Source organism: Streptomyces nymphaeiformis, from assembly GCF_014203895.1.
GTDB classification, from domain to species: Bacteria; Actinomycetota; Actinomycetes; order Streptomycetales; family Streptomycetaceae; genus Streptomyces; species Streptomyces nymphaeiformis.
The window spans coordinates 76,875-97,953 of record NZ_JACHJY010000015.1; the positions used below are offsets into that span (position 1 = coordinate 76,875).

19 protein-coding genes and 1 pseudogene are annotated in these 21,079 nt (G+C 74.0%); 8 read left to right on the plus strand and 12 right to left on the minus strand.

Annotated elements, in window-relative coordinates:
* Positions 1-31: 31 nt before the first annotated feature.
* A complete protein-coding gene (locus GGE06_RS38640; RefSeq protein WP_116157627.1) occupies positions 32-2,197 on the minus strand; it encodes a putative bifunctional diguanylate cyclase/phosphodiesterase in 2,166 nt (721 codons plus the stop codon).
* The gene (locus GGE06_RS38645; protein ID WP_116157628.1) at positions 2,194-3,006 is read right to left on the minus strand and encodes an SAM-dependent methyltransferase; all 813 of its coding nucleotides are present in this window, start codon (positions 3,004-3,006) and stop codon (positions 2,194-2,196) included. The genes GGE06_RS38640 and GGE06_RS38645 overlap by 4 nt, the downstream gene beginning before the upstream one ends.
* A gap of 544 nt (positions 3,007-3,550) precedes the next feature.
* On the opposite strand from GGE06_RS38645, the gene GGE06_RS38650 reads away from it, so the two are divergent.
* The 3 genes from GGE06_RS38650 to GGE06_RS38660 all read left to right on the plus strand — a co-directional run bounded on the left by GGE06_RS38650 (position 3,551) and on the right by GGE06_RS38660 (position 5,804).
* Positions 3,551-4,267: a hypothetical protein gene (locus tag GGE06_RS38650; RefSeq protein WP_184933028.1), complete on the plus strand. Its 717-nt coding sequence runs from the start codon at positions 3,551-3,553 to the stop codon at positions 4,265-4,267.
* A 50-nt stretch (positions 4,268-4,317) separates the two neighbouring features.
* Complete coding sequence (locus tag GGE06_RS38655; RefSeq protein ID WP_116157630.1) at positions 4,318-5,082, plus strand: bestrophin-like domain; 765 nt, start codon at positions 4,318-4,320, stop codon at positions 5,080-5,082.
* Positions 5,083-5,246: 164 nt separating this feature from the next.
* Positions 5,247-5,804 (plus strand): hypothetical protein, encoded by a 558-nt coding sequence (locus GGE06_RS38660; RefSeq protein ID WP_116157631.1) that lies wholly within the window; start codon positions 5,247-5,249, stop codon positions 5,802-5,804.
* Positions 5,805-5,943: 139 nt separating this feature from the next.
* Here the strand turns inward: GGE06_RS38660 and GGE06_RS38665 are convergent, their stop codons facing one another.
* The gene (locus GGE06_RS38665; RefSeq protein ID WP_116157632.1) at positions 5,944-6,471 is read right to left on the minus strand and encodes a hypothetical protein; all 528 of its coding nucleotides are present in this window, start codon (positions 6,469-6,471) and stop codon (positions 5,944-5,946) included.
* A 391-nt stretch (positions 6,472-6,862) separates the two neighbouring features.
* Here GGE06_RS38665 and GGE06_RS38670 point away from each other — a divergent pair, with 391 nt between their 5' ends.
* Positions 6,863-7,522 (plus strand): class F sortase, encoded by a 660-nt coding sequence (locus tag GGE06_RS38670; protein ID WP_116157633.1) that lies wholly within the window; start codon positions 6,863-6,865, stop codon positions 7,520-7,522.
* Positions 7,523-7,587: 65 nt separating this feature from the next.
* On the opposite strand, the gene GGE06_RS38675 is transcribed toward GGE06_RS38670, so the two are convergent.
* The gene (locus tag GGE06_RS38675; RefSeq protein ID WP_246533019.1) at positions 7,588-8,463 is read right to left on the minus strand and encodes a polysaccharide deacetylase family protein; all 876 of its coding nucleotides are present in this window, start codon (positions 8,461-8,463) and stop codon (positions 7,588-7,590) included.
* A gap of 90 nt (positions 8,464-8,553) precedes the next feature.
* On the opposite strand from GGE06_RS38675, the gene GGE06_RS38680 reads away from it, so the two are divergent.
* Complete coding sequence (locus GGE06_RS38680) at positions 8,554-9,015, plus strand: universal stress protein (protein ID WP_116157635.1); 462 nt, start codon at positions 8,554-8,556, stop codon at positions 9,013-9,015.
* Between the two features lie 15 nt (positions 9,016-9,030).
* Here GGE06_RS38680 and GGE06_RS38685 read toward each other — a convergent pair whose 3' ends face one another.
* Entirely contained in the window at positions 9,031-10,239 is a 1,209-nt protein-coding gene (locus GGE06_RS38685; protein WP_184933013.1) for a CapA family protein, read from the minus strand.
* Positions 10,240-10,500: 261 nt separating this feature from the next.
* On the opposite strand from GGE06_RS38685, the gene GGE06_RS38690 reads away from it, so the two are divergent.
* The 3 genes from GGE06_RS38690 (at position 10,501) to GGE06_RS38700 (ending at position 12,220) form a co-directional block, all read left to right on the plus strand.
* On the plus strand, positions 10,501-11,049 hold the full coding sequence (locus tag GGE06_RS38690) for a sigma-70 family RNA polymerase sigma factor (RefSeq protein ID WP_116157637.1): 549 nt from the start codon (positions 10,501-10,503) through the stop codon (positions 11,047-11,049).
* A gap of 55 nt (positions 11,050-11,104) precedes the next feature.
* Positions 11,105-11,527, plus strand: coding sequence for a PaaI family thioesterase (locus GGE06_RS38695; protein WP_116157638.1), 423 nt, complete (start codon positions 11,105-11,107; stop codon positions 11,525-11,527).
* A gap of 195 nt (positions 11,528-11,722) precedes the next feature.
* Positions 11,723-12,220: a hypothetical protein gene (locus tag GGE06_RS38700; RefSeq protein WP_116157639.1), complete on the plus strand. Its 498-nt coding sequence runs from the start codon at positions 11,723-11,725 to the stop codon at positions 12,218-12,220.
* Positions 12,221-12,226: 6 nt separating this feature from the next.
* On the opposite strand, the gene GGE06_RS38705 is transcribed toward GGE06_RS38700, so the two are convergent.
* The 7 genes and pseudogenes from GGE06_RS38705 to GGE06_RS38735 all read right to left on the minus strand — a co-directional run bounded on the left by GGE06_RS38705 (position 12,227) and on the right by GGE06_RS38735 (position 21,057).
* The gene (locus GGE06_RS38705; RefSeq protein WP_116157640.1) at positions 12,227-13,435 is read right to left on the minus strand and encodes a histidine kinase; all 1,209 of its coding nucleotides are present in this window, start codon (positions 13,433-13,435) and stop codon (positions 12,227-12,229) included.
* Positions 13,432-15,171, minus strand: a complete 1,740-nt coding sequence (locus GGE06_RS38710; RefSeq protein ID WP_116157641.1) for a sodium/solute symporter — start codon at positions 15,169-15,171, stop codon at positions 13,432-13,434. Before GGE06_RS38710 ends, GGE06_RS38705 begins: the two co-directional genes overlap by 4 nt.
* A gap of 19 nt (positions 15,172-15,190) precedes the next feature.
* On the minus strand, positions 15,191-15,577 hold the full coding sequence (locus GGE06_RS38715; RefSeq protein ID WP_181924429.1) for a DUF485 domain-containing protein: 387 nt from the start codon (positions 15,575-15,577) through the stop codon (positions 15,191-15,193).
* Between the two features lie 117 nt (positions 15,578-15,694).
* The gene (locus GGE06_RS38720; RefSeq protein ID WP_116157642.1) at positions 15,695-16,444 is read right to left on the minus strand and encodes a LytR/AlgR family response regulator transcription factor; all 750 of its coding nucleotides are present in this window, start codon (positions 16,442-16,444) and stop codon (positions 15,695-15,697) included.
* Between the two features lie 71 nt (positions 16,445-16,515).
* Positions 16,516-17,388, minus strand: a pseudogene (locus GGE06_RS38725) (Fpg/Nei family DNA glycosylase).
* Between the two features lie 36 nt (positions 17,389-17,424).
* Positions 17,425-18,804, minus strand: coding sequence for a wax ester/triacylglycerol synthase family O-acyltransferase (locus GGE06_RS38730; protein ID WP_116157643.1), 1,380 nt, complete (start codon positions 18,802-18,804; stop codon positions 17,425-17,427).
* Positions 18,805-18,969: 165 nt separating this feature from the next.
* Positions 18,970-21,057 carry a SpoIIE family protein phosphatase gene (locus GGE06_RS38735; RefSeq protein ID WP_116157644.1) on the minus strand — a complete coding sequence of 696 codons (2,088 nt, stop codon included), beginning with the start codon at positions 21,055-21,057 and terminating at the stop codon, positions 18,970-18,972.
* Positions 21,058-21,079: the final 22 nt, after the last annotated feature.

Below are 21,079 nucleotides of genomic sequence, written 5' to 3' on the forward strand. Positions count from 1 at the left end.
CCCACACGGCAGCGGGCGCGGCCCCCTGGCGTCAGACCGCGTCCGCCAGGAGCAGCGAATGGATCCGGTCCGGCGCCCCCGGGCGGGCGTAGTACCAGCCCTGGGCCGTGTCGCAGCCGAGGTCACGGAGCTGACGGGCCTGCGCCCCCGTCTCCACGCCCTCGACCGTGACCGCGAGCTCCAGGCTGTGCGCCAGCGAGACGATCCCCTCGACGATCTTGAGGTCGACCGGGTCCACGGGGTGCTGCTGCATGCCCCGGGTGAAGGACCGGTCGAGCTTCAGGACGCTCACCGGCAGCCGCCGCAGGTTCGCCAGGTTCGAGTAGCCCGTGCCGAAGTCGTCGAGGGCGATGTCGACGCCCATCTCGGCGAGCTGCCGCAGCGGCTTCAGGAGGTCCTCGTCGGCGCCGATGAGGGCCGACTCGGTGACCTCCAGGCACAGTGCGCCCGGTTCGAGCCCTGAGCGCTCCAGGACGTCGACGGTGTCGGCGACCAGGCGCGGGTGGTGGAGCTGCGTCGGCGAGAGGTTGACGTTGATCCGGAGCGGGCCGCCGTCGGAGTGCCGGGTCTGCCAGAACCGGGCCTGGCGCACGGCCTCCTGGAGGACCCAGCGGCCGAGCGGCACGATGAGGCCGGTGTCCTCGGCGAGCGGGATGAAGCGGTCGGGGCCGAGCACCCCGTGCTGCGGGTGGCACCAGCGGACGAGGGCCTCCGCGCCGTGCACGCTGCCGTCGTCGAGGTGGACCAGCGGCTGGTACTCGATGAAGAACTCGCCGCGCTCCAGCGCGGTCGGCAGCGCCGTGGTGAGCCCGTGCCGGGTGATGGCGCGGGCGTCGGCCTCCGGGTCGGCGAGTTCGAAGCGGTTGCCGCCCGCCGACTTGGCCCGGTACATGGTGATGTCGGCGCTGCGGAGCACCTCCGCCGGGGTGCGTTCCCCCGCCGGGCCCTCGACGACGCCGAGGCTGCCGCGCACGGTGAGTTCGCGGCCGTCGATGCGCAGGGGGGTGGCGAGGGCGGCGAGGATGCGGTCGGCGAGGTCGGTGACCTCCCGCTGGCCGCCGACGCCGGTGGTGAGGGCGACGAACTCGTCGCCGCCGAGCCGGGCGACCATCTCGCCGGCCCCGGTGACGCAGGTCTGCAGCCGGTCGGCGACCTCGACGAGCAGCCGGTCGCCGGTGGAGTGGCCGAGGCTGTCGTTGATGACCTTGAAGCCGTCGAGGTCGAGGTAGCAGAGGCCGAAGCGGGCGTTGTCGCCGGGGGCGAGCGCCTTCTCCAGGCGTTCGAAGAACAGGGTCCGGTTGGGCAGTCCGGTGAGCGCGTCGTGGGTGGCCTCGTACCGCAGGCGCAGGTGGAGCAGGCGCCGTTCGGTGGTGTCCTCCATGAGGGCCAGCTGGTACTGGGGGCGGCCGTCGGCGTCGCGGAGGAGCGAGACGGTGAGGTTGGTCCAGAGAACCGTTCCGTCGCCCCGGTAGTACGGCTTCTCGACGCGGTAGTGCTCGCGCTCGCCGCGGACCAGCTCCTCGTACAGCTTCCAGACGTGCGGGCCGTCCTCCGGGTGCACCCACTCGCTGACGTTGCGGCTGCGGAGCGGGCCCTCCATCCCGCCGAACATGCGGGTGAGGGTCTCGTTGACCTCCAGGACGTTGCCGTCGAGGTCGGCGATGCCGATGCCGATCGCCGCCCCGTCGAAGACCGCGCGGAAGCGGCTTTCGGTGGCGTGCAGGGCGATCTCGGCGGCGCTGCGGGCGGCGAGCGCGGAGCGGGCGATGGCCTCCTGCTCCGTGAGGGTCCGCTCGCGCAGGGCCTGCGCGTAGCCGGTGGCCATGGCGTGCTGGAGCCGGGCGCAGCGGGCGCGCAGTTCCTCGGCGCCGAGGTCCGACTCCGTACCGCAGTAGAGCACCAGGTACGAGTCGACGACGCCGAGGCTGCGGCCGAGTGCGTCCGGGTCGGTGCAGTGGGCGTCGACGAGGGCCGCGCCGGTGCGCTGGGCCGGTGCCGTGTCGAAGGGCCGGGCGTGCAGGGCGTCGCACAGGGTGCGGGCCAGCGGCAGCAGGTGCCCCTCGAACTCGGTGCGGGTCAGCGAGGTGGCGGTGACGGGGAAGATCGCCCGGCTCCAGATGGTGACGAACCGCCTGAGTCTGTCCTCCGGGCCGTCGGCTTCGGCGACGGCGCCGGACGGCTGCGACGGGACCTTCACGCCTTGCGCCCCACCCCTGCGAACCCGGAGAAGGCGTACGGATCCTCCTCCTCGGCCGGATTGTCCGGCCGCCAGAGCGGCATGGGGACGAGTCCGGGCTCGACCAGTTCGGTGCCCTCGAAGAAGCGGGTGATCTCGGCGCTCGACCGCATCACCAGCGGGTTGCGGATGTTGCGGTAGACGCCGACGGTGCCGCCGGCCTGCTCCTCGGGGAGCGGGATGCCCTCGTACGAGGCGTGGGTGAGGACGACGAGGCTGCCGGGCGCGAGGGCGTCGATCAGCTCGGCGACGGCCTCGTACGGCCGGTCCTGGTCCTCCAGGAAGTGCAGGACGGCGACGAGCAGCAGGGCCACCGGCCGGTCCAGGTCGAGGAGCCGGGTCACCTCGGGGCTGTAGAGGATGTCGGCCGGCTTGCACAGGTCGGCGGAGACGACGGCCGCGCTGTCGTCGCCCTCCAGAACGGCGCGACTGTGGGCCACGGCGACGGGGTCGTGGTCGACGTAGACGACCCGGGCGGCGGGGTCGGCGGCGCGGGCGACCTCGTGCACGTTGCCGAAGGTCGGTATGCCGGAGCCGATGTCGAGGAACTGGATGACGTCGTTGTCGACGGCGTGGCGGACGGCGCGCCGCATGAAGGCGCGGTTCGCCTGCATGACCTTGGGCAGGCCAGGCATGAACTCCATGGCCTTGCGCGCCGCTTCCCGGTCCACTTCGAAATTGTGCGAGCCGCCCAGATAGAAGTCGTACATACGGGACACGCTCGGTACCGAAATGTCGATACCGGGCGGAGCCCAGGCGGGACGCTCCATCGATGTCTCCAACAAGTCGCCATGGGGGATGCGGCCATGTGTTCGCGGCCGGTGTTCGAGGTGAGGCTACTGATCACCCGCCGAGAGAGCGAGTAGAAACGGAAATTAGCGGTCCGTTCTTGGTCACACGCCTTTGGCACGTGCTCCTGGAACGCAGAGTTCACGCCTTCAGGCTGTGCAAATTCACGTGCATATGATCGTGCGTCGGCTTCCGGGGGCGGTGCCGGTCGCGCCCGACGGAGCCCCAGGTCCCGTCCGTACCTCGGCTGTTGCCGCGTCCGGGCCCGGTCGCCGGTGCAGGATGCCCTGCCGTTCGTCCCCTCCGACAGGGCGACAACCGGACAGTTCTTGCACGGAAGGCCTGAACGAGCCCTGTCGGCCATCCGTCCGGAATCAACACGCCCGGCAATACCGGGCATTGCGCCGAATCCACCTCCGACACCCCGGCGAAACGTCAAACCCGCACATCCGGAGATCCCCTCCATCTGGCGAATCCGAGCCGTTTCCGCCCCGGCGCGCCGTCTCCGTGATCAAGCTCGACGGCGTGTCTCTGTACGGATCACTCCTCGCGCGGCTGCTGGCGACCCTCGGACTGGTGTGGCTGATCGCCACACCGGTGCCCGTCGCCGCCGACGCCTGCGCCTACGCCTCGACCGACTCGGGCGGTTCCCTGATCGTGGTGGCCGTCGCCGGCGGCGGCCACCACGACGGCGAAGGGAACGGCGACGACCGGGGGAACGGTGGCGGGAAGGGCCACGGGAAGGGCAAGGGCCACGAGCACCACGGCAACGGCAAGGGCAAGGGTCACGACCATCACGACCACCCGAAGCCCTGCCACCCCGAGCCGCCCCCGCCGTGCCCGTCGCCGACGCCGACGCCGACGCCGTCGCCGACGCCGAAGCCCGAGCCCCCGTCTCCGTCCCCGAAGCCGACCCCCAAGCCCACTCCGACGCCGAAGCCGACGCCGAAGCCGGAGTCGCCCCCGCCGCCCGAGCCGGCTCCGCCGCGCCCCGCGCCGCCGTCCTCCGCGCCTCCGGCCACGAGGCCGCCCGAGCCCGCGCCCGCGCCGCCCGCGCCGGCCCCGACCCCGCCGCCCACCGTGCGGCCCCGGCCGCCGTCCCCCGTCCCCGTGGCGCTGCCCCACTACCGCCCCGCGACGCACACCAAGCAGAAGGGGGGCACCTCCGTCGTCACGGCGACGCTGATGATCACCGCCCCCGCCGTGCTCGCGACGGCGATCCTGCGCCCCCGGTCCAGATGACCCGCCGTCCCCTTCCCCTGTCGACCCTCTGAATCCCGCCGGAGGAATCCATGTCCGAATGGCTTGTTCTCTCCATCGCGATGGCCGCCGCCTGCGCCGTCGTGCTCACCATCGTCGTCATCAACAACCGCCGGCTCCCCGAGGACGACGACCCCAGCGAGACTCCGGACGTCATCGAGTACATGACGATGATGATCGGCGTGATCTACGCGATCGTCCTCGGTCTGGCCATCGCCGGCGTCTGGGAGGCCCGTGGGGCCGCCCAGGAGACCGTGCGGCAGGAGGCCCAGGCCATGCACGAGATCTCGGCGCGCGCCGAGGTGTACCCGCCGGCGGTCCGCGACAGGATCCGCGCGGACGTCGACGCGTACGTGTCGTACGTGGTCCACGACGAGTGGACGCACATGTCCGAGACGGGCGAGCTCAGCGACGAGGGCACCGCCCTCCTGGAGAAGGTGCGGCGCAGCGTCACCGACTACCAGCCCGCCAACGACTTCGAGGGGCAGGCGTACCAGCCGCTGGTGGACCAGGTGGGCGTCGCCGACGACGCCCGCGGCGCACGCGGGCAGAGCGCCGGGGAGACGATGCCGGGCGTCGTCTGGTTCGGTCTGATCATCGGGGCGCTCGTGACGGTCGGCCTGATCTTCACGCTGCAGATCCGCAGGACCGGCCGGGAGCTGCTGCTCGCCGGGCTCTTCAGCGTCCTGATCGCCTTCCTGCTGTTTCTCATCTGGGACTTCGACGCGCCCTTCGGCCGGGGCATCTCGGCCACCGCCGCGCCGTTCCTCGATCTGTTCCCGCAGATCACCCAGTGAGCCGACACGTACGAGTGGGCCGTCCGGGGGACATCGGTGCCCCATTCGCACGTCTGGGATCGCGGCTGTGGTAGTGCACTCCTAGCGTTTCGGGCATCGAGGGGCACGGTCCTTTCGCGGGAACCCCCTTCCGCGGCTGCCCCTCGGGACCCGGAGGATTCACCATGCGCGCGATACGTGCCGCGTCCACTGCCCTGTTGGGGGCGGCCGCCCTCGCCCTGGCCGCCCCCGCCGCCCTCGCGGCGGACGGTGCTCCCGCGACCGGTTCGCGGGTGGCCAGGGCCAAGGCACCGGGCGATTTCGTCGTGTCGCCCTCGGTCGTCGCCCCGGGGGGCCGGCTGACGCTGAGCGCCCCGGGCTGCGCCAGTACGGCGACGGCCTCGGCCGGCATCTTCGACACCGCGACCATCGCGCCGGGTGCGTCGGTGACCGTCACCGTGGACGCGGACGCCAAGCGCGGCGCCGTGTACACGGTGCTGTTCAACTGCACGGGCGGCGTGCAGGACACCGTCGCCCTGTCGATCAGCGGCACGTCGACCGCCACTCCCACCATCAGCGCCACGGTCCTCGCTCCCCCGCGCGGGGTGCAGGGCGGTCTCGGCGGCTCGATGGCCCCCAGCACCACCGAACTGGCGGCCGGCGGGACGCTGGCCCTGGCCGCGGCCTCGGGCATCGTCTTCTTCGTGGTCCGCCGCCGCTCCGGCGCCGGCCGGCGTCACTGAGCGGGGAACGGGCGGACCGGACGATGCCGGCGGCCCGGACCGGAGCGGCGCGCGGCGTCCCCGGACGCCCGCCGCCCCCGGGTCCCTGCCGGGACTCGGGGGCGGCGGGCACAGCGGGCCGACCGGGAGGTTCGGCCGGTCAGACCCCTGCGCCGGTCACACGCCGGCGGCGGACGATGAAGAGCCCGCCGCCGAGGGCCGCCGCGGCGACGAGGCCGCCGCCGACGGCCATCTCCGTGGAGCTGGGAGCCATCGAGCCGCCGAGCCCGCCGGCCGCGCCCTGGCCGGCGATGACGCGGAACGGCTGCGTGAGCGTACGGCCGTTGCACTGGACGGCCAGGTTGTACTGACCGGGCGTGGCGTTGTCGAAGATGCGGGCGGTCGCGGTGGACACGCCGTTGACGGCGGGGCCGAGCGTGACCGTCGCGAAGGCGTTGGACGTGACCGTGCCACCGGCGCAGCCCCGGACGGTGATCGTGAGGATCCCGCCCTGGTGGACCGCGAAGGGGGACACGGTGACGCCGTTGGAGCCGTCACCGCCCCGCTCGGGCTGGAACTGGTTGATGGTGACGTTGCTCGGCCCGTTGGTGGCGGTGGCGAGGGGGGCCGCGAGCCCGACCGCCGCGAGCGCGGTGGCGGCCACCGCCAGAGTGCGTGCAGCACGCATGGTTGAACCTCCAGTGGAAGACGCCCCAAAGCGGTGCTCCGGGAGATTCGACGAGTACGCCTTCCATGACGAACCATCACAAGCCGGTGCGAGCCGTGCATGTCGGCACTGGGCCACCCCGGTGAGGCGACACGCCGGGGACGGAGCCGCCCGAACCGACGGAATCGCAGGTCACAGCCATCTGGGGCGCTTATCTGACGATTACTCGGATGGGTCAGCCCGGCTGTCACCCGCCTGCCCCGCGCGCCCGCTTCCGCCGGGCGGCCGCCGCGCGCCCGCGCCGGGGCCGCCCGACACCCGTCCGGCGGCGGCCCCCACCCGTTCGCCCCGTCCGGCGCGACGGCCCGTACGACCGCCCTTACCGTTCTGACGACGCCGAGAAGGGAGAACCATGCCCCCGAAGGACTTCCGCGTCTTCGAGCGCAGGAGACGCCAACCCTGGGGCGTCCTGGCCCTCGCCATGCTGTCCGGCCTCGCGATGATGCGCAACGGGGTGGACGTCAACCTCGGACCGCCGCAACCCGCCGCGGCGGCCCGCCCGGTCGCCCGCCCGGTCGCCCCGCCGCCGGCCGCGAGCAACGGCCTGGAGCCGCTGCCCTACGCCCCGGCGTCACGGGTCAAGATCCCGGCGATCCAGGTGGCGGCCCCCATCATGGACGTGGGCCTGGACGAGAACGGCTGGGTGGCGGCCCCGCCCCCGGAGGACCCCAACCTCGCCGGCTGGTACCAGAACGGCATCGCCCCCGGCATGCGCGGCACGTCCGTCCTCGTCGGCCACGTCGACAACACCAAGGGCCCCGCGGTCTTCTACGGCCTGGGCTCCCTCCAGAAGGGCCAGCACATCGAGGTCGAGCGGTACGACGGCCGGGTCGCGGTCTTCGAGATCTACGGCGTCGAGGTGTACGCCAAGGACAACTTCCCCGGCGTGCAGGTCTACGCCGACAACGGCGAGCCGGAGCTTCGGGTGATCACCTGCGGCGGCGGCTACACGCGGGCGCGCGGCTACGACGGGAACGTCGTCGTCTACGCGCGCATGGTCGGCTCGCGCTGACGTTCCGTCAGGACGGAAGGGCCCCGGCACCTTGTGTGCCGGGGCCCTTCGGTCGTGACGGGTGGTCAGCGCCGGGGGACGGTGATCTGGTAGCCGGCGTCGAGGAGTTCGGGCAGATAGCGGCGGAGCGCGGCGACGCTCTGGGAGCGGTTGCCGCCGGCGTCGTGGGAGAGGACGACGACGCCGGGCGCGGCGCCGTCGAGGACGCGGCGGACGATGCTGCCGGTGCCGGGTTCCGTCCAGTCCAGGGTGTCGACGGTCCAGGCGAGCGGCTCCATGCCGAGTTCGGCGCCGATCTCGAACGACAGCCGGTTCCAGGCACCGTAGGGCGCGCGGTACCAGAGCGGGGCCGCGCCGAGGGCCTTCTCGATGACCTCGCTGGTGGATCCGAGCTCCTGGCGGATCCGGGAGGGCCGCAGCTTGGGGATGAGCGGGTGGGACCAGGAGTGGTTGCCGACGACGTGGCCGTCGTCCTGCATCTCCCGCAGCAGGTCCTGGTTGTCCACGGCCATCTCGCCGCAGACGAAGAACATCGCCCGGCAGTCGTAGTGACGCAGGGTCTCCAGGATGCCCGGGGTGTACCGGGGGTCGGGTCCGTCGTCGAAGGTCAGCACCATCGAGCGGCCGACCCCGGACATGCTGAGGAAGGGCCGGCGGCGCACCGGCGGCAGCGCGCGCTTGAAGGCCGGGGGCGCGTACTCGGTCATGGGCTGGAGCCGGTACGCGGAGGGGCTCAGGCGGGCGGCGTGCGCCTGCGGCCCGGCGGCCGGGCCCGCGCGTCCCGCGCCGGACGGGCCCCGGGGCGTGGCGGCGGGGCCGGTGGCCGGGTCGGGCGTGGCGAGCCGGTCCGCCGCGAGGGCTCCGACGGTGGCGGTGGCCCCGAGGGCGGCGGCGAGCCGCAGCACGGCGCGACGCCCGCTGAGCATCTGATCCTTTTTCATGACCAATGGTCCCTACGGGCGAGGGTCCGGGCGGCTCAGCGACACCGCCCACCCGGCCGAAAGCACCCGATGAGCCGATAGCCTCGAAGGGTGAGCGAACAACAGCCCGACCGGTTCGAACGCGGTACGGACGGCCCGAAAGTGATCATGGCGGGGATCGACGGCTCGGCCTCCTCCCTGCGCGCCGCGGCGTACGCGGCCGGGCTCGCCCGGCGCCAGAACGCCCTCCTCGCGCTCGTGTACGTGCAGCCGGTGATCCCGGCGGGCGTCGCGCTGGGCGCGCCCGTGACCGGGACGACCCAGGAGATCGCCGACGAGCTCGTCGAAGAGATCCGGACGTCCGCGGAGCGGGTCAAGGACCTCTGGCGGGTGCGGTGGGAGTTCCACACCTTCCGGGGCGACGCGTACGCGGGCCTGGTCCAGGCGGCCGAGGAGCTGACGGCGGACGCCGTGGTGGTGGGCGCCTCGGAGTCGGCGGGCCACCGCTTCGTCGGCTCGGTCGCCGTCCGCCTGGTGAAGGCGGGCCGCTGGCCGGTCACGGTCGTCCCGTGATCTGAACCGCCCCCCTTACCGCCCCATCACCAGGCCGTCCCTGGCGGCTCCCCGGCCGAGGACCACCTGCCGGATCGTGTCGCGGATCTCCTCCTGGTGCGCGTCCCCGCCCTCCGCCGCACCGAGGTTCACCACACGGCCGCTCGCGGTGTCGAACCACTGCGGGAGGAACTCCGCCTTGGTGACCTCCCAGCGCCCGCCGGGGGTCCTGGGCGGGGTGAAGGTGAAGCGGCCGATGCTGCTCTGGTTGCCGCGCGGGTCGTGGGCGCCCTCGTGGTTGATCATGTCCCCGGCGATCTGGTCGCCCATCCCGTAGATGATCCAGGTCCCGTTGACCTTCTCGTAGGGCTGGGGGACGTGGGCGTGCGTACCGATGATCAGATCGATGTCCGGGCGGCCGCCGCTCTGCGAGGCCGTCAGCGCACGGCCCAGGGAGAGCTGCCGCCGGTCGGGTTCGGTCTGCCACTCGGTGCCCCAGTGGACGCTGACCACCACCACGTCGGCCCCGGCCGCGCGGGCGGCGCGCGCGTCGGCGATCACCTGCTTCTCGTCGAGCAGCTTCACGGCCCAGGGCTGTCCCTCGGGCAGGGGGTAGCCGTTGGTGTCGTAGGTGTAGGCGAGCTGGGCGACCGTGGCGCCGCCGGCCTTGAGCAGGGTGGGCCGGGCCGCCTCCTCGGCCGTACGGGCGGAGCCGGCGTGCCGGACGCCGGCCCGGTCGAGCGCGTCGAGGGTGCGGCGCAGACCGGCCGCGCCGTCGTCGAGGGTGTGGTTGGAGGCGGTGGAGCAGGAGTCGTAGCCGGTGGCCTTGAGCGCGGCGGCGATCTCGGGGGGCGACTTGAAGGCGGGGTAGCCGGTGTAGGGCCCGCCCTTCTCCCCGTACACGGTCTCCATGTGGCAGATGGCCAGGTCGGCGCCGGAGACGACGGGCTTCACGCCGGAGAGCATGGGCCCGAAGTCGTAGCCGCCGCCGTCCGCGTCCTCGGCGGCGCGCCGGATGATCGAGTCGTGCGGGAGGACGTCGCCGGAGGCGACGAGGGTGAAGCCGGCGGGTGCGGAGGCCCCGCCGGGGGCGGCGGACGGCACGCCGGGGCGCACGGCCCCCGTCGCCGCCCCGGGGGTGGGACCGCCGGCGGCCGGGCCGCTCCCGCCGGTGCAGCCGGTCGCCGCCGCGAGCAGGAGTGCGGCGAGCGCCGCCGCCCCCGCGGGTCTGGTGCGTGAGGTCATGTACGGCACTCCGCCCGAATCATGCGATGAACATCTGTTCTGATGAATTGATCTCCTGGGAAAGCCGCAGTCAAGGGTCAAGGCCGCACGGGCGACGAACCCCGCTGAAACGGACGCACCGACTCCGTCCGACCGTTCGCCGTACCGCTCGCCGCTCGGTGCGACCGTTCGTCGCAGACCGGTGTCCGTTCCCTGTCCCTCGCCGTCCGGATGCGCTCGTATACGCCCCGGACGACGAGGCGCGGGAGAGGCGGGCGGAACATGACGACGGCGACGGCGAGAGCGAAGACCGACGAGCGGACCCTGGAGGAGCTGCAGCGGGACCACGGTCCCGCCCTGCTCGCCTTCCTGCTCGGGCTGACCTACGGGGACCGGCAGCGGGCCGAGGACCTCGCCCAGGAGACCCTGGTACGGGCCTGGCTCCACCCCGAGGCCTTCGACGGCCCCTACGCCTCGATGCGCCCCTGGCTCTTCACCGTGGCCCGCCGCCTCGCCATCGACGCCCGCCGCTCACGCCTCGCCCGGCCCGCCGAGATCGGCGACGGCGTCCTCGCGGCGACACCCGACCCCGCCGACGCCACCGCCTCGGCCGAGGCCGCGCTCGACGTACGGGCGGCCGTGCGGGAGCTGAGCCCCGAGCACCGCGCGGTGCTCGTCCGGCTCTACTTCCACGGCCTCACGGTCAACGAGGCCGCCGTCGAGCTCGGCATCCCCGCCGGGACCGTCAAGTCCCGCTCGCACTACGCCCTACGACAGCTCGGCCGCTCCCTGCCGGGCTACCGGCCGCGCCGCGTGGCGGCGGCGGCATGATCCCGCGCCCCGGGGGCCGTTGCCCGGGCGCGGGCCGGGGCCCCACAATGACGCCGTGACGCTGACACTCACCGCCGCCGAAAAGGTCCTCGCCGACAACTTCGCCCCCTGGGTGCTCGATCTGGGACTCACCGTCGAATCGGTCGCATCCGCCGACGGGCACGAGGCCGTGCTCCGGCTGCCCTGGTCGGACCGGCTCGCCCGGGAGGGCGGCGGCCTCTCCGGCCAGGCCCTGATGGCCGCCGCCGACACCGCGACGGTGATCGCGGTCGCCGCGGCCCGGGGCGGCTTCGTGCCGATGACCACCGTCCAGCAGTCGATCAGCTTCCAGCGCGCGGTGATCGGCGCGGACGTCCTCGTACGGGCCCGGCTCACCAAGGCCGGCAAGCGGATGGCCTTCGCCGACATCACCATGACCGCCGAGGGCACGGAGGAGACCGCCGCCCACGCCACCGCCGTCTACGCGCTCCTGGGCTGAACCGCCCCACCCCTCCCGCCACCCGCGCCCCGCCGAGTATCAGGAATCCCACCCGCACCGATCCGGCCGGGAAACGTATCCGAAACCACACGGGCGAGTTGAGCAAAGCGGGACCCGCGGGCGCCCTTCACGGAGGAGGCTCTCCCCCGGGCCCCTGACGTCCGGGGCCCTCACGTCCGGGAGAAGGTGGGAGCGTTGCTGCCCGAGAGCACGAACGACGCCGGCGGCACGAGCGGCGGCGGCCTCGCCGTCCCGATGGCCTGGCTGTGCGCCGAGTACCTGGCCGACGAGGTGCTGCGGGCCGCCGCGCTCGTGGCGCCCGGCTCACTGGAGTACCGGGCCGGCCTGCAGGCCCTGGCCCTCACGGTCCATCTCGCCGAGGAACCCGGCGGGCCGGCCGGCGCGTGGGCCCCCTGCCGGGTCGACGAGTGGCTGCGGCACACCGCGTACGACCGCCCCTGGCCGCCCTGGGTCGAGGAGCGGCTCGCCGCGCGGCAGGCGGCCGTCGGCGACGGCCCCGACCTGGCGCTCGCCCGGACCGCCTGGAGCCGGCTGCGGGACACCTGGATCCGCGCCGCCGACCTCGACGGCAGGACCGACCCGGAGGGCCCGGTCGACGAGGCCGAGCAGATCTGGCTCCCCGCCTGGAAGCTGGGCCTCCCGCTCGCGCACCTCTCGCTGCACCTGCGCTGAAGGCCGCTACGGGGCCGAAGGATGCACCCCCGGACGGTACTTGGGGACGCGTACCGTCACCTTCATCCCCGCACCGACCCCGGTCTCGATGACGAGCCCGTGCTCCGCCCCGTACACCTGGCGCAGCCGCTCGTCCACATTGGACAGGCCGATGCCGGAGCCCGCCGGGTGCTCCCCGCGCAGGACGGCGCGCAGCAGCTCCGGGTCCATGCCGATGCCGTCGTCCTCGACCGTCACCACCGCCTCCGCGCCCGCGTCCCGGGCGGCGATCGTGACCCGGCAGCCCCGCTCGCGGTCCTGGAGGCCGTGTTTGACGGCGTTCTCGACGAGCGGCTGGAGGCAGAGGAACGGCAGGGTCACCGGAAGCACCTCCGGGGCGATCTGCAGGGTCACCTTCAGCCGGTCGCCGAAGCGGGCCCCGGCCAGGGCCAAGTACTGCTCGATGGAACGCAGTTCGTCCGCGAGCTGGGCGAACTCGCCGTGCTTGCGGAACGAGTACCGGGTGAAGTCGGCGAACTCCAGGAGGAGTTCCCTGGCCCGCTCGGGGTCGGTGCGCACGAACGACGCTATGGCCGCGAGGGAGTTGAAGATGAAGTGCGGGGAGATCTGGGCGCGCAGGGCACGGATCTCGGCCTCCACGATCCTGGTCCGCGAGCGGTCGAGCTCGGCCAGCTCCAGCTGGACGGAGACCCAGCGGGCCACCTCGGTCGCGGCCCGCACGAGGACGGCCGACTCCCGCGAGCCGTAGGCGACGAGCGCGCCGAGGACCCCGTCCTCCCCGGTGAGCGGGGCGGTCACCGCCCAGCGCAGCGGGCACGCCGGGTCGTCGCAGCCGCTGTGGGCGGAGCGGCTGCGGCCGGTCGCCAGGGTCTCGGCGGCCTGCTCGGGGACGTGCGCCCGGTGGTGCTCCTCGCCGGGCCCGTCCCAGGCGAGGACCGCGCCCCGGTCGGTGAGGCAGAGCGCCTCGGTGCCGAGCAGCGAGCGGAGCGTGCGGGCCGCCTTGCGCGCGGTCTCCTCGGTGAGTCCGGCGCGCAGCGGGGGCGCGGCGAGCGAGGCGGTGTGCAGGGTGTGGAAGGTGGCCCGTTCGACGGGGGTGCCGAGGTCGGGATCGGCGGCGCGGCCGCCGCGCCGGGCGGCGAACCGGCCCAGGACGAAGCCGGCGGCGAGCAGCACGGCCCCGGCGGCGGCCGCGGCGGCGAGGGCGATGCCGCTCATCGGCGCACCTCCTGGACGGGGACGGGGACCGTGCCGGTGATCTCCTCCGGGAGGTGGAGCCGGGCGAGGATGGCGGGGGTGCCGGGCGGGATCCGGCGGGGGGTGGCCAGCGAGACGAGCACCATCGTCAGGAAGCCCAGGGGGACGGACCAGACGGCCGGCCAGGCCATCAGGGTGTGCGGCCAGCCCCCGGGGGCGAGTCCGGCCCGGGTCGCCATGACGGCCGCGAGGGCGGAGCCGCCGCCGAGCAGGAGGCCGGCCATGGCGCCGGGCGGGGTGAGCCGCCGCCACCAGATCCCGAGGACGAGCAGCGGGCAGAAGGAGGAGGCGGAGACCGCGAAGGCGAGACCGACGGCGTCGGCGACCGGGACCTTGGAGGCGACCACACCGACGGCGAGCGGGACGGCGGTGGCGAGCAGGGTCGCGAGGCGGAAGTGCCGTACGCCGCGCGAGGGCAGCACGTCCTGGGTGAGGACCCCGGCGACCGACATGGTGAGCCCGGAGGCGGTGGAGAGGAAGGCGGCGAAGGCACCGGCCGCGAGGAGCGCCCCGAGGAGGTCGCCGAGGAGTCCGCCGAGGATCCGGTCGGGCAGGACGAGGACGGCGGCGTCGGCGGAGCCGGTGAGGGCGAGTTCGGGGGCGTAGATCCGGCCGAGCGCTCCGTACAGGCCGGGCAGCAGGTAGAAGGCGCCGACGAGGCCGAGCACGACGAGGGTGGTGCGGCGGGCGGCGCGGCCGTGCGGGCTGGTGTAGAAGCGGACGGCGACGTGCGGCAGGCCCATGGTGCCGAGGAAGGTCGCGAGGATCAGTCCGTACGTGGCGTACAGCTGGTGTCCGTCGCGGCCCCCGGCGAGCGGCTGGGACCAGCCGAGGGGGTCGGAGCCGGTGGCGGCGCGGTCGGGCAGGGGCGCGCCCGGGGCGAAGGCGAGCGAGGTGCCGCCCTGGACGTGGTGGGTGCCGGGGGCGAGGGTGACGGTGCGGTCGGTGTACGCGACGGAGTCGACGCTGCCGGTGACGGTGACCGTGAGCGGGGCGTCGAGCCCGATCCGTACCGTGTCGGCCAGCTTCACGACGGTGTGGCCGCGCAACACGGCCGGGGCGTCGAAGCGGGCCCGGGGCGCTCCGTCCCCGTACCAGGCGGCGAGCAGGAAGAGGACGGGGACGAGCAGGGCGGTGAGCTTGAGCCAGTACTGGAAGGCCTGGACGAAGGTGATGCTGCGCATCCCGCCCGCGGCGACGGTGCCGGTGACGACGAGGGCGACGAGCAGCCCGCCGACCCAGTCGGGGGCGCCGGTGAGGATCTCCAGGGTGAGACCGGCGCCCTGGAGCTGTGGCAGCAGGTAGAGCCAGCCGATGCCGACGACGAACAGGCTGGCGAGCCGCCGGGCCTGCGGGGATTCGAGGCGGGCCTCGGCGAAGTCGGAGAGGGTGTACGCCCCGGAGCGGCGCAGCGGGGCCGCGACGAGGACGAGCAGGACGAGGTACCCGGCGGTGTAGCCGACCGGGTACCAGAGCATGGCGGGGCCCTGGACGAGGACGAGTCCGGCGATGCCGAGGAAGGAGGCGGCGGAGAGGTACTCGCCGCTGATGGCGGCGGCGTTGAGGCCGGGCCGGACGGTCCGCGAGGCGACGTAGAAGTCGGAGGTGGTGCGGGAGACGCGCAGGCCGAGGGCGCCGATGAGGACGGTGGCGAGGACGACGGCGGTGACGGCGGCGACGGCGTAGGTCTGGTTCATGCGGGGCGGTCCACCGTGCTCATCGCTCCACGAGGCCGGTGAAGTCGCGTTCGTTGCGCTCGGCGCGGCGGACGTACCAGTGGGCGATCGCCCAGACGACCGGGTACACGCCGAAGCCGAGGGCGGCCCAGACGAACGCCTCGGGCGCGGGCAGCGCGAGCAGCAGCGGCAGCGAGCCGACGAGCAGGGCGAGGGCTCCGAGGGCGGTGAGGCCGGCGCGGAGCTGGCTGCGCATCAGGGAGCGGACGTAGGTGTGACCGAGGGTGGTCTGCTCGTCGATCTCGGAGCGGGCCGGAGGATGCGCGGGGCGCCTCCCGGCGGGTCCGGGTACGGCTCCCGGGCCGTGGGCGGAGGCGTACGTGACGGTCTCGCGCCGGGGTCTGCGCGGGGGATGCTGCTCGGACATGCGCGTCCGCGACCGCCTCTCTCGACGACTTCCGGCCGTGCGCACGGGCGGCTCACCGGCCCGGCGGACGCGTGGAGTCTACGCAGCGGGATCCGGGCGCGGTAGACGTACGGGAGGTCAGCCCCCGGCCCGGCGCATCAGGAGGTCCCGCAGGTGGCGGGCGTGGCGGCGGCTGACGGCCAGGTCGGTGTCGCCGAGCCGGACGGAGGTGGCGCCGCCGTCGAGGCGGAGTTCGTCGATGCGGGCGAGGGCCACGAGGTGGCTGCGGTGGATGCGGACGAAGCCGCGGGAGGCCCAGCGCTCCTCCAGGGTGGAGAGCGGGATGCGGACGAGGTGGCTGCCGTGGTCGGTGTGGAGGCGGGCGTAGTCGCCGTGGGCCTCGACGTACGCGATGTCGTCGACGGGGACGAAGCGGGTGACGCCGCCGAGCTCTACGGGTATCTGCTCGGGCGCGGCCGGTGCGGGGGCGGCGGTGGCGTGGACCAGTTCGTGGACGCGGCGGACGGCCTCGGCGAGGCGCTCGCGGCGGACGGGCTTGAGGACGTAGTCGACGGCCTTCAGGTCGAAGGCCTGGAGCGCGAAGCCCTCGTGGGCGGTGACGAAGACGACGAGCGGCGGGCGGGCGAAGCCGGCGAGCAGCCGGGCCACGTCGAGGCCGGTGAGGCCGGGCATGTGGATGTCGAGGAAGACGACGTCGATGCCGTCGTCGCCGTCGGGTCCGGTCTCCAGGGCGCGCCCGATCCTGCGCAGGGCCGCGGTGGCGTCACCCGCGCCCTCGGCGGTCCGCACCCGGGGGTCGGCGCGCAGCAGGTAGAGCAGCTCGCCGAGGGCGGGCTCCTCGTCGTCGACGGCCAGGACGCGCAGCATGCGGCGGAGTCTATGTGAGCGGTGGCGCGCCCTCTTCGGGCAGTGGCGCTCTCCACGTGGGCCTTCAGTCGCTATGTGAGCAGTCTCGACAGGCGTCGGTCGGCGAGGGGCTTCCCGCCGGTCTGGCAGGTGGGGCAGTACTGGAGGGAGGAGTCTCTGAAGGAGACCTCGCGGATGGTGTCGCCGCAGACGGGGCAGGGTTCGCCGGTGCGGCCGTGGACGCGCAGGCCGCTCTTCTTCTCGGCTTTCAGCTTGCCGGCGGCGAGGCCGTGGGAGCGTGCGACGGCCTCGCCGAGGGGTGGTGCGCATCGCCGTGTACAGGGCGGCGGTCTCGTCCGGGGTGAGGTTCCGGGTGGGTTTGAAGGGCGACGTCCTCGCGGCGTGGAGGATCTCGTCGCTGTAGGAGTTGCCGATGCCGGCGATGAGGCTCTGGTCGCGCAGGGCGCCCTTGATCTGCCGCCGTTCGCCGGCGAGCAGGGCGGCGAACTCCTCGGGGCCGAAGTCCTCGGCGAGCGGGTCGGGGCCGAGGCGGGCGACGCCCGGCACCTCCTGGGGGTCGTGGACGAGGTGGACGGCGAGGCGTTTGGTGGTGCCGGCCTCGGTGAGGTCGAAGCCGTCGCCGCCGGTGAGTGCGGTACGCAGCACCAGCGGGCCCTTGCCGGGTCTCGGCGGTCCGGAGGGCAGCGGGTCCTGCCGGCGGAGCCGGCCGGCGCGGGCCAGGTGGATCAGGAGGTGGAGTTCGCCCGCCGCCCCCCGGGTGGTGAGGTCCAGGAACTTCCCTTGCCGGCCGACCGCCGTGCCCCGGCGCCCTCGACGGCGCTCAGGGGCGGGTCGTACGTCTTGAGGACGCTGATCGCGACGGGCAGGACGCGGGCGATCTCCTTGCCGACCAGGTGCGTGTCGAGGAACTCGCGGAGCGCCTCCGCCTCGGGGAGTTCGGGCATGGCCCCACCCTGCCGCACGGGCGGCGGGGACGCGCGTCAGACGGGGGTTCCGGCGCCTCCGTCCTCCGGCGGGTCGAGCAGGTCGAGTTCGGCGGTGAGCGCGGCGGCCAGGGCGTCGAGGTCGGGGACGGCCCGGCCGTCGGCGACGAGGCCGATGTGGACCTGGCCGCCGTACGGGGACATGGCGACGGCGAGGGACTGGCCGCGGGCGAGCGGGGCCATCGGGAAGAGCGCGCGCAGCGGGGCGCCGCCGAAGGAGAGCGCGGAGCGGGGCAGCGGCACCTGGGTGACCAGGAGATCGAAGAGGAGGCGGGCGGCGCCGGCTGCGAGGGGGGCGCCGAAGCGGTGGGCGAGCGGGTGGAGCTGGTCGGCGAGGAGGGCGACGGCGCCCGCCCCGCGGTGGGGTCCGGCGGCCTTGTTGCGGTCCATGGCGCTACGGACGGCGGTGAGCCGGCCGGCCGGGTCGGCTTCGGTGACCGGCAGGTCGAGCAGGTATCCGGAGAGGCTGTTGCCGGGTCCTGCGGGGGTGCCGGGGCGGCGGCGGGAGACCGGGACGAGGGCCCGCGGGTCGGCGTCGGGCAGGGGCAGGCCGCGCCCCTCGAACCAGCGGCGCAGGGCGCCGGCGACGAGGGCGAGGAGGACGTCGTTGGCGGTGCCGCCGGTGGTGCGGCGGATGCGGTGGACGCGGTCGAGGGGCAGGCTGGCGGTGGCGATCCGGCGCGTACCGCTGGGGTCGGCGGCGAGCGGGGTGGTGGGGCGGGGGTCGAGGCGGCCGGCGCGGGCGACCGAGGAGCCGACGACCGAGGCGCCGACCTCGACGGCCCGGCCGAGGTCGCCGAGGCGGTCGCGGGCGATGCCGAGGAGGCGGCCGGGGCCGGGGATCCAGGAGCGCGGGGGGACGGGGTGCGGGCGGCGCGCCGGGCGCCGGCCCGCGGCGATCTCGTCGAAGATCCCGGCGCCGATGGCGACGGCCCGCATGCCGTCGGCGAGGGCGTGGTGGAGTTTGACGAGGACGGCGAAGGAGCCGTCGGGGGCGCCGCTGAGCAGGTACATCTCCCAGGGCGGCAGGCCGCGGGCGACGGGGCGTTCCATGAGTTCGGCGGCGAGCCGGGCGGCTTCGGCGGGGAAGTCGGCGCCGTGCAGGGTGATCTCGTGGACGTGCCGGCTCACGTCGAAGTCGGGGTCGGCGCTCCAGGCGGCGCCGCCGACGGGGAACAGGACGTCGCGGACGCGCATCCGGAGCCGGGGGACGGCCGCGGCGCGGCGGGCGAGCAGTTCCCGTACGTCGGCGGGCTCCTGCCCGGCGGTGGTGGGTGGGGGGCCGAAGTGGGCGAGGGCCCCGAGGTGCAGGGGGTGCTCGGTGGATTCCAGGTGCCAGAAGGCCAGGTCCAGGGGTGCCAGTAGCTCGCTGCTCAAGGTGTCCTCTTGTCCGGCGAAGTGCTGCGGAGTCCTGCGAAGTCCTGTGAATTCCTGCGATGTCCCATGAACTGACAGTGGCCGAAGTCCACTGACAGTGGCTGAAGTCAATCGCACACCGTCAGTTACGGTCAAGTACGATCAGTTCACGCTCAGTTAACAAGTTCAACGCTCCACGGTGAACTCGCACCACACGCACTTCCCGCCACCCCGCGATTCCACGCCCCACGCGTCGGAGAGCCGGTCGACCAGGAGCAGTCCGCGGCCGGAAACGCCCGCCTCCCCCGCCTCGCGGCGCCGGGGCAGCGCGCTGGACCGGTCCTCCACCTCCACCCGCAGCCGCCGCGGGGGCCCGGTCAGGATCCGCAGGGTCACGATCGCCCCGCCGTCGGTGTGCATCAGGGCGTTGGTCATGAGCTCGTCGGCGACCAGTTCGATCTCGTCCGCGCGCTCCCCCGCGCCCCAGGCGCGGACGGCGGCCCGGATCATGTGCCGGGCCGAGCTCAGCGCCTCCGGGTCGTTCTGGGCCACGTGCTGCTGGAAGCGGCCGGTGCCCTGCGGGTGGTACGTGCCGTGGCGGCGCAGCAGCAGGATCGCGACGTCGTCCTCGCCGCCCCGGTCGGCGACGACGTCGCAGAGGTGGTCGGCGAGCTGCTGGAGGTCGGAGGGGCCGCGCCGGACGAGCGAGGAGAGCCACTGGAGGCCTTCGTCGAGGTCGGCCCCCGGCTTCTCGACGAGCCCGTCGGTGTAGAGCATCAGCGTCTGGCCGGGGTCCAGTTCCAGGGTGGTCACGGGGTAGTCGAGGCGGCCGAACTCCGCCGAGAGCCCGAGCGGAAGACCGCCGACGACCGGGAGTCTGCGGCAGCCGCCGTCGAGCTCCCGGATCAGCGGGTCGACGTGGCCGGCGCGCACCACCTGGACGACCCCGGTGGCGAGGTCGACCTCGGCGTACGTGCAGGTGGCGAAGCGTTCGGTGTCGAGCTCGTGGAGGAAGACCGAGGCCCGGGCCATCACCGTGGCCGGGGGGTGTCCCTCGGCGGCGTAGGCGCGCAGCACGATCCGCAGCTGCCCCATGACGGCGGCCGCGTGGGTGTCGTGGCCCTGCACGTCGCCGATGACGCAGCCGACCCGGCCGCCGGGCAGCGCGATGAGGTCGTACCAGTCGCCGCCGATGTCCCGGCCGAGGCGGGCCGAGCGGTAGCGGACGGCGGTCTGGGCGCCGGGCACGTCGGGGATCCGGCGCGGCAGCATCGCCTGCTGGAGCCCTTCGGCGAGGTCGTGCTCCTGCTCGTAGAGCATGGCCCGCTGGAGGCTCTGGGCGATGCTGCTGCCGAGGGCGACGAGCAGGGTCCGCTCGTCCTCGCTGAAGCCGGTCCTGTCGCTGTAGAGCAGGCCGAGCGCGCCGATGGGCCGGGCCTGGGCGATGAGCGGCAGATAGGCGGCGGCGGTGATGCCGAGGCCGCTGATGTGCGGCCAGAGCACCGGGAAGGATTCGGCGAAGTCGCGGGCCGAGTCGATGAACCGGGGGCGCAGGGTGCGGATGACCTCGCTCATCGGGTACGGCTCGTCCACGCGGGTGAACCGGGTGCCCGGCACGAAGGCGCCGTCGGGCCCCTCGGCGACGAGGTGGATGCGCCCGGCTTCGAGGAGGCCCATGACGAGACTGGCCGCGCCGAAGTGTTCGAGCGCGCGCGAGTCGTTGAGCAGGTCGATGACGTCCTGCACGGTCCTGGCGTGGGCGAGGGCCGCCGTGGTGCCCTCGACGACGCCGGCGCGCCGTCGGCGTCCTTCGTCGAGGCCGAGGCGGGCGGCGGACTCGGTGAGCTCGTGGGTGGCGTCGCGCAGGATGCCGATGATGCGGACGGGCCGGCCGGTGTCGTCGCGCCGGACGAGGCCCTGGGTGTGGGTCCACTGGTGGCTGCCGTCGCGGCGGCGGATGCGGAAGTACGCGCCGTACTGCTCGCTGCCGTCCTTGAGCGCCTGGGCGACGAGGGTGTCGAGCTGGCGGCCCTCGTCCGGCAGCACCCGCGGGGCGAGGCTCTCGGGTCTGCCGTCGTAGTCCTCGGGGTCCATGTCGAAGACGTCGAGGGCGGCGGCGTCCATGGTCATGGTCCCGGTGACCAGGTCCCAGTCGAAGCCGCCCATGCGGAAGGCCGCGCCGTAGTCGGCCAGGATCCTGGTCCCGGCCGCCGGCCCGTCCGGCACGCGGCGCAGCCGCGCACTCACCTCCCCGCCCCCGCTGCCCGCGTTCATGGGGCCACGCTAGGCGCAGCTC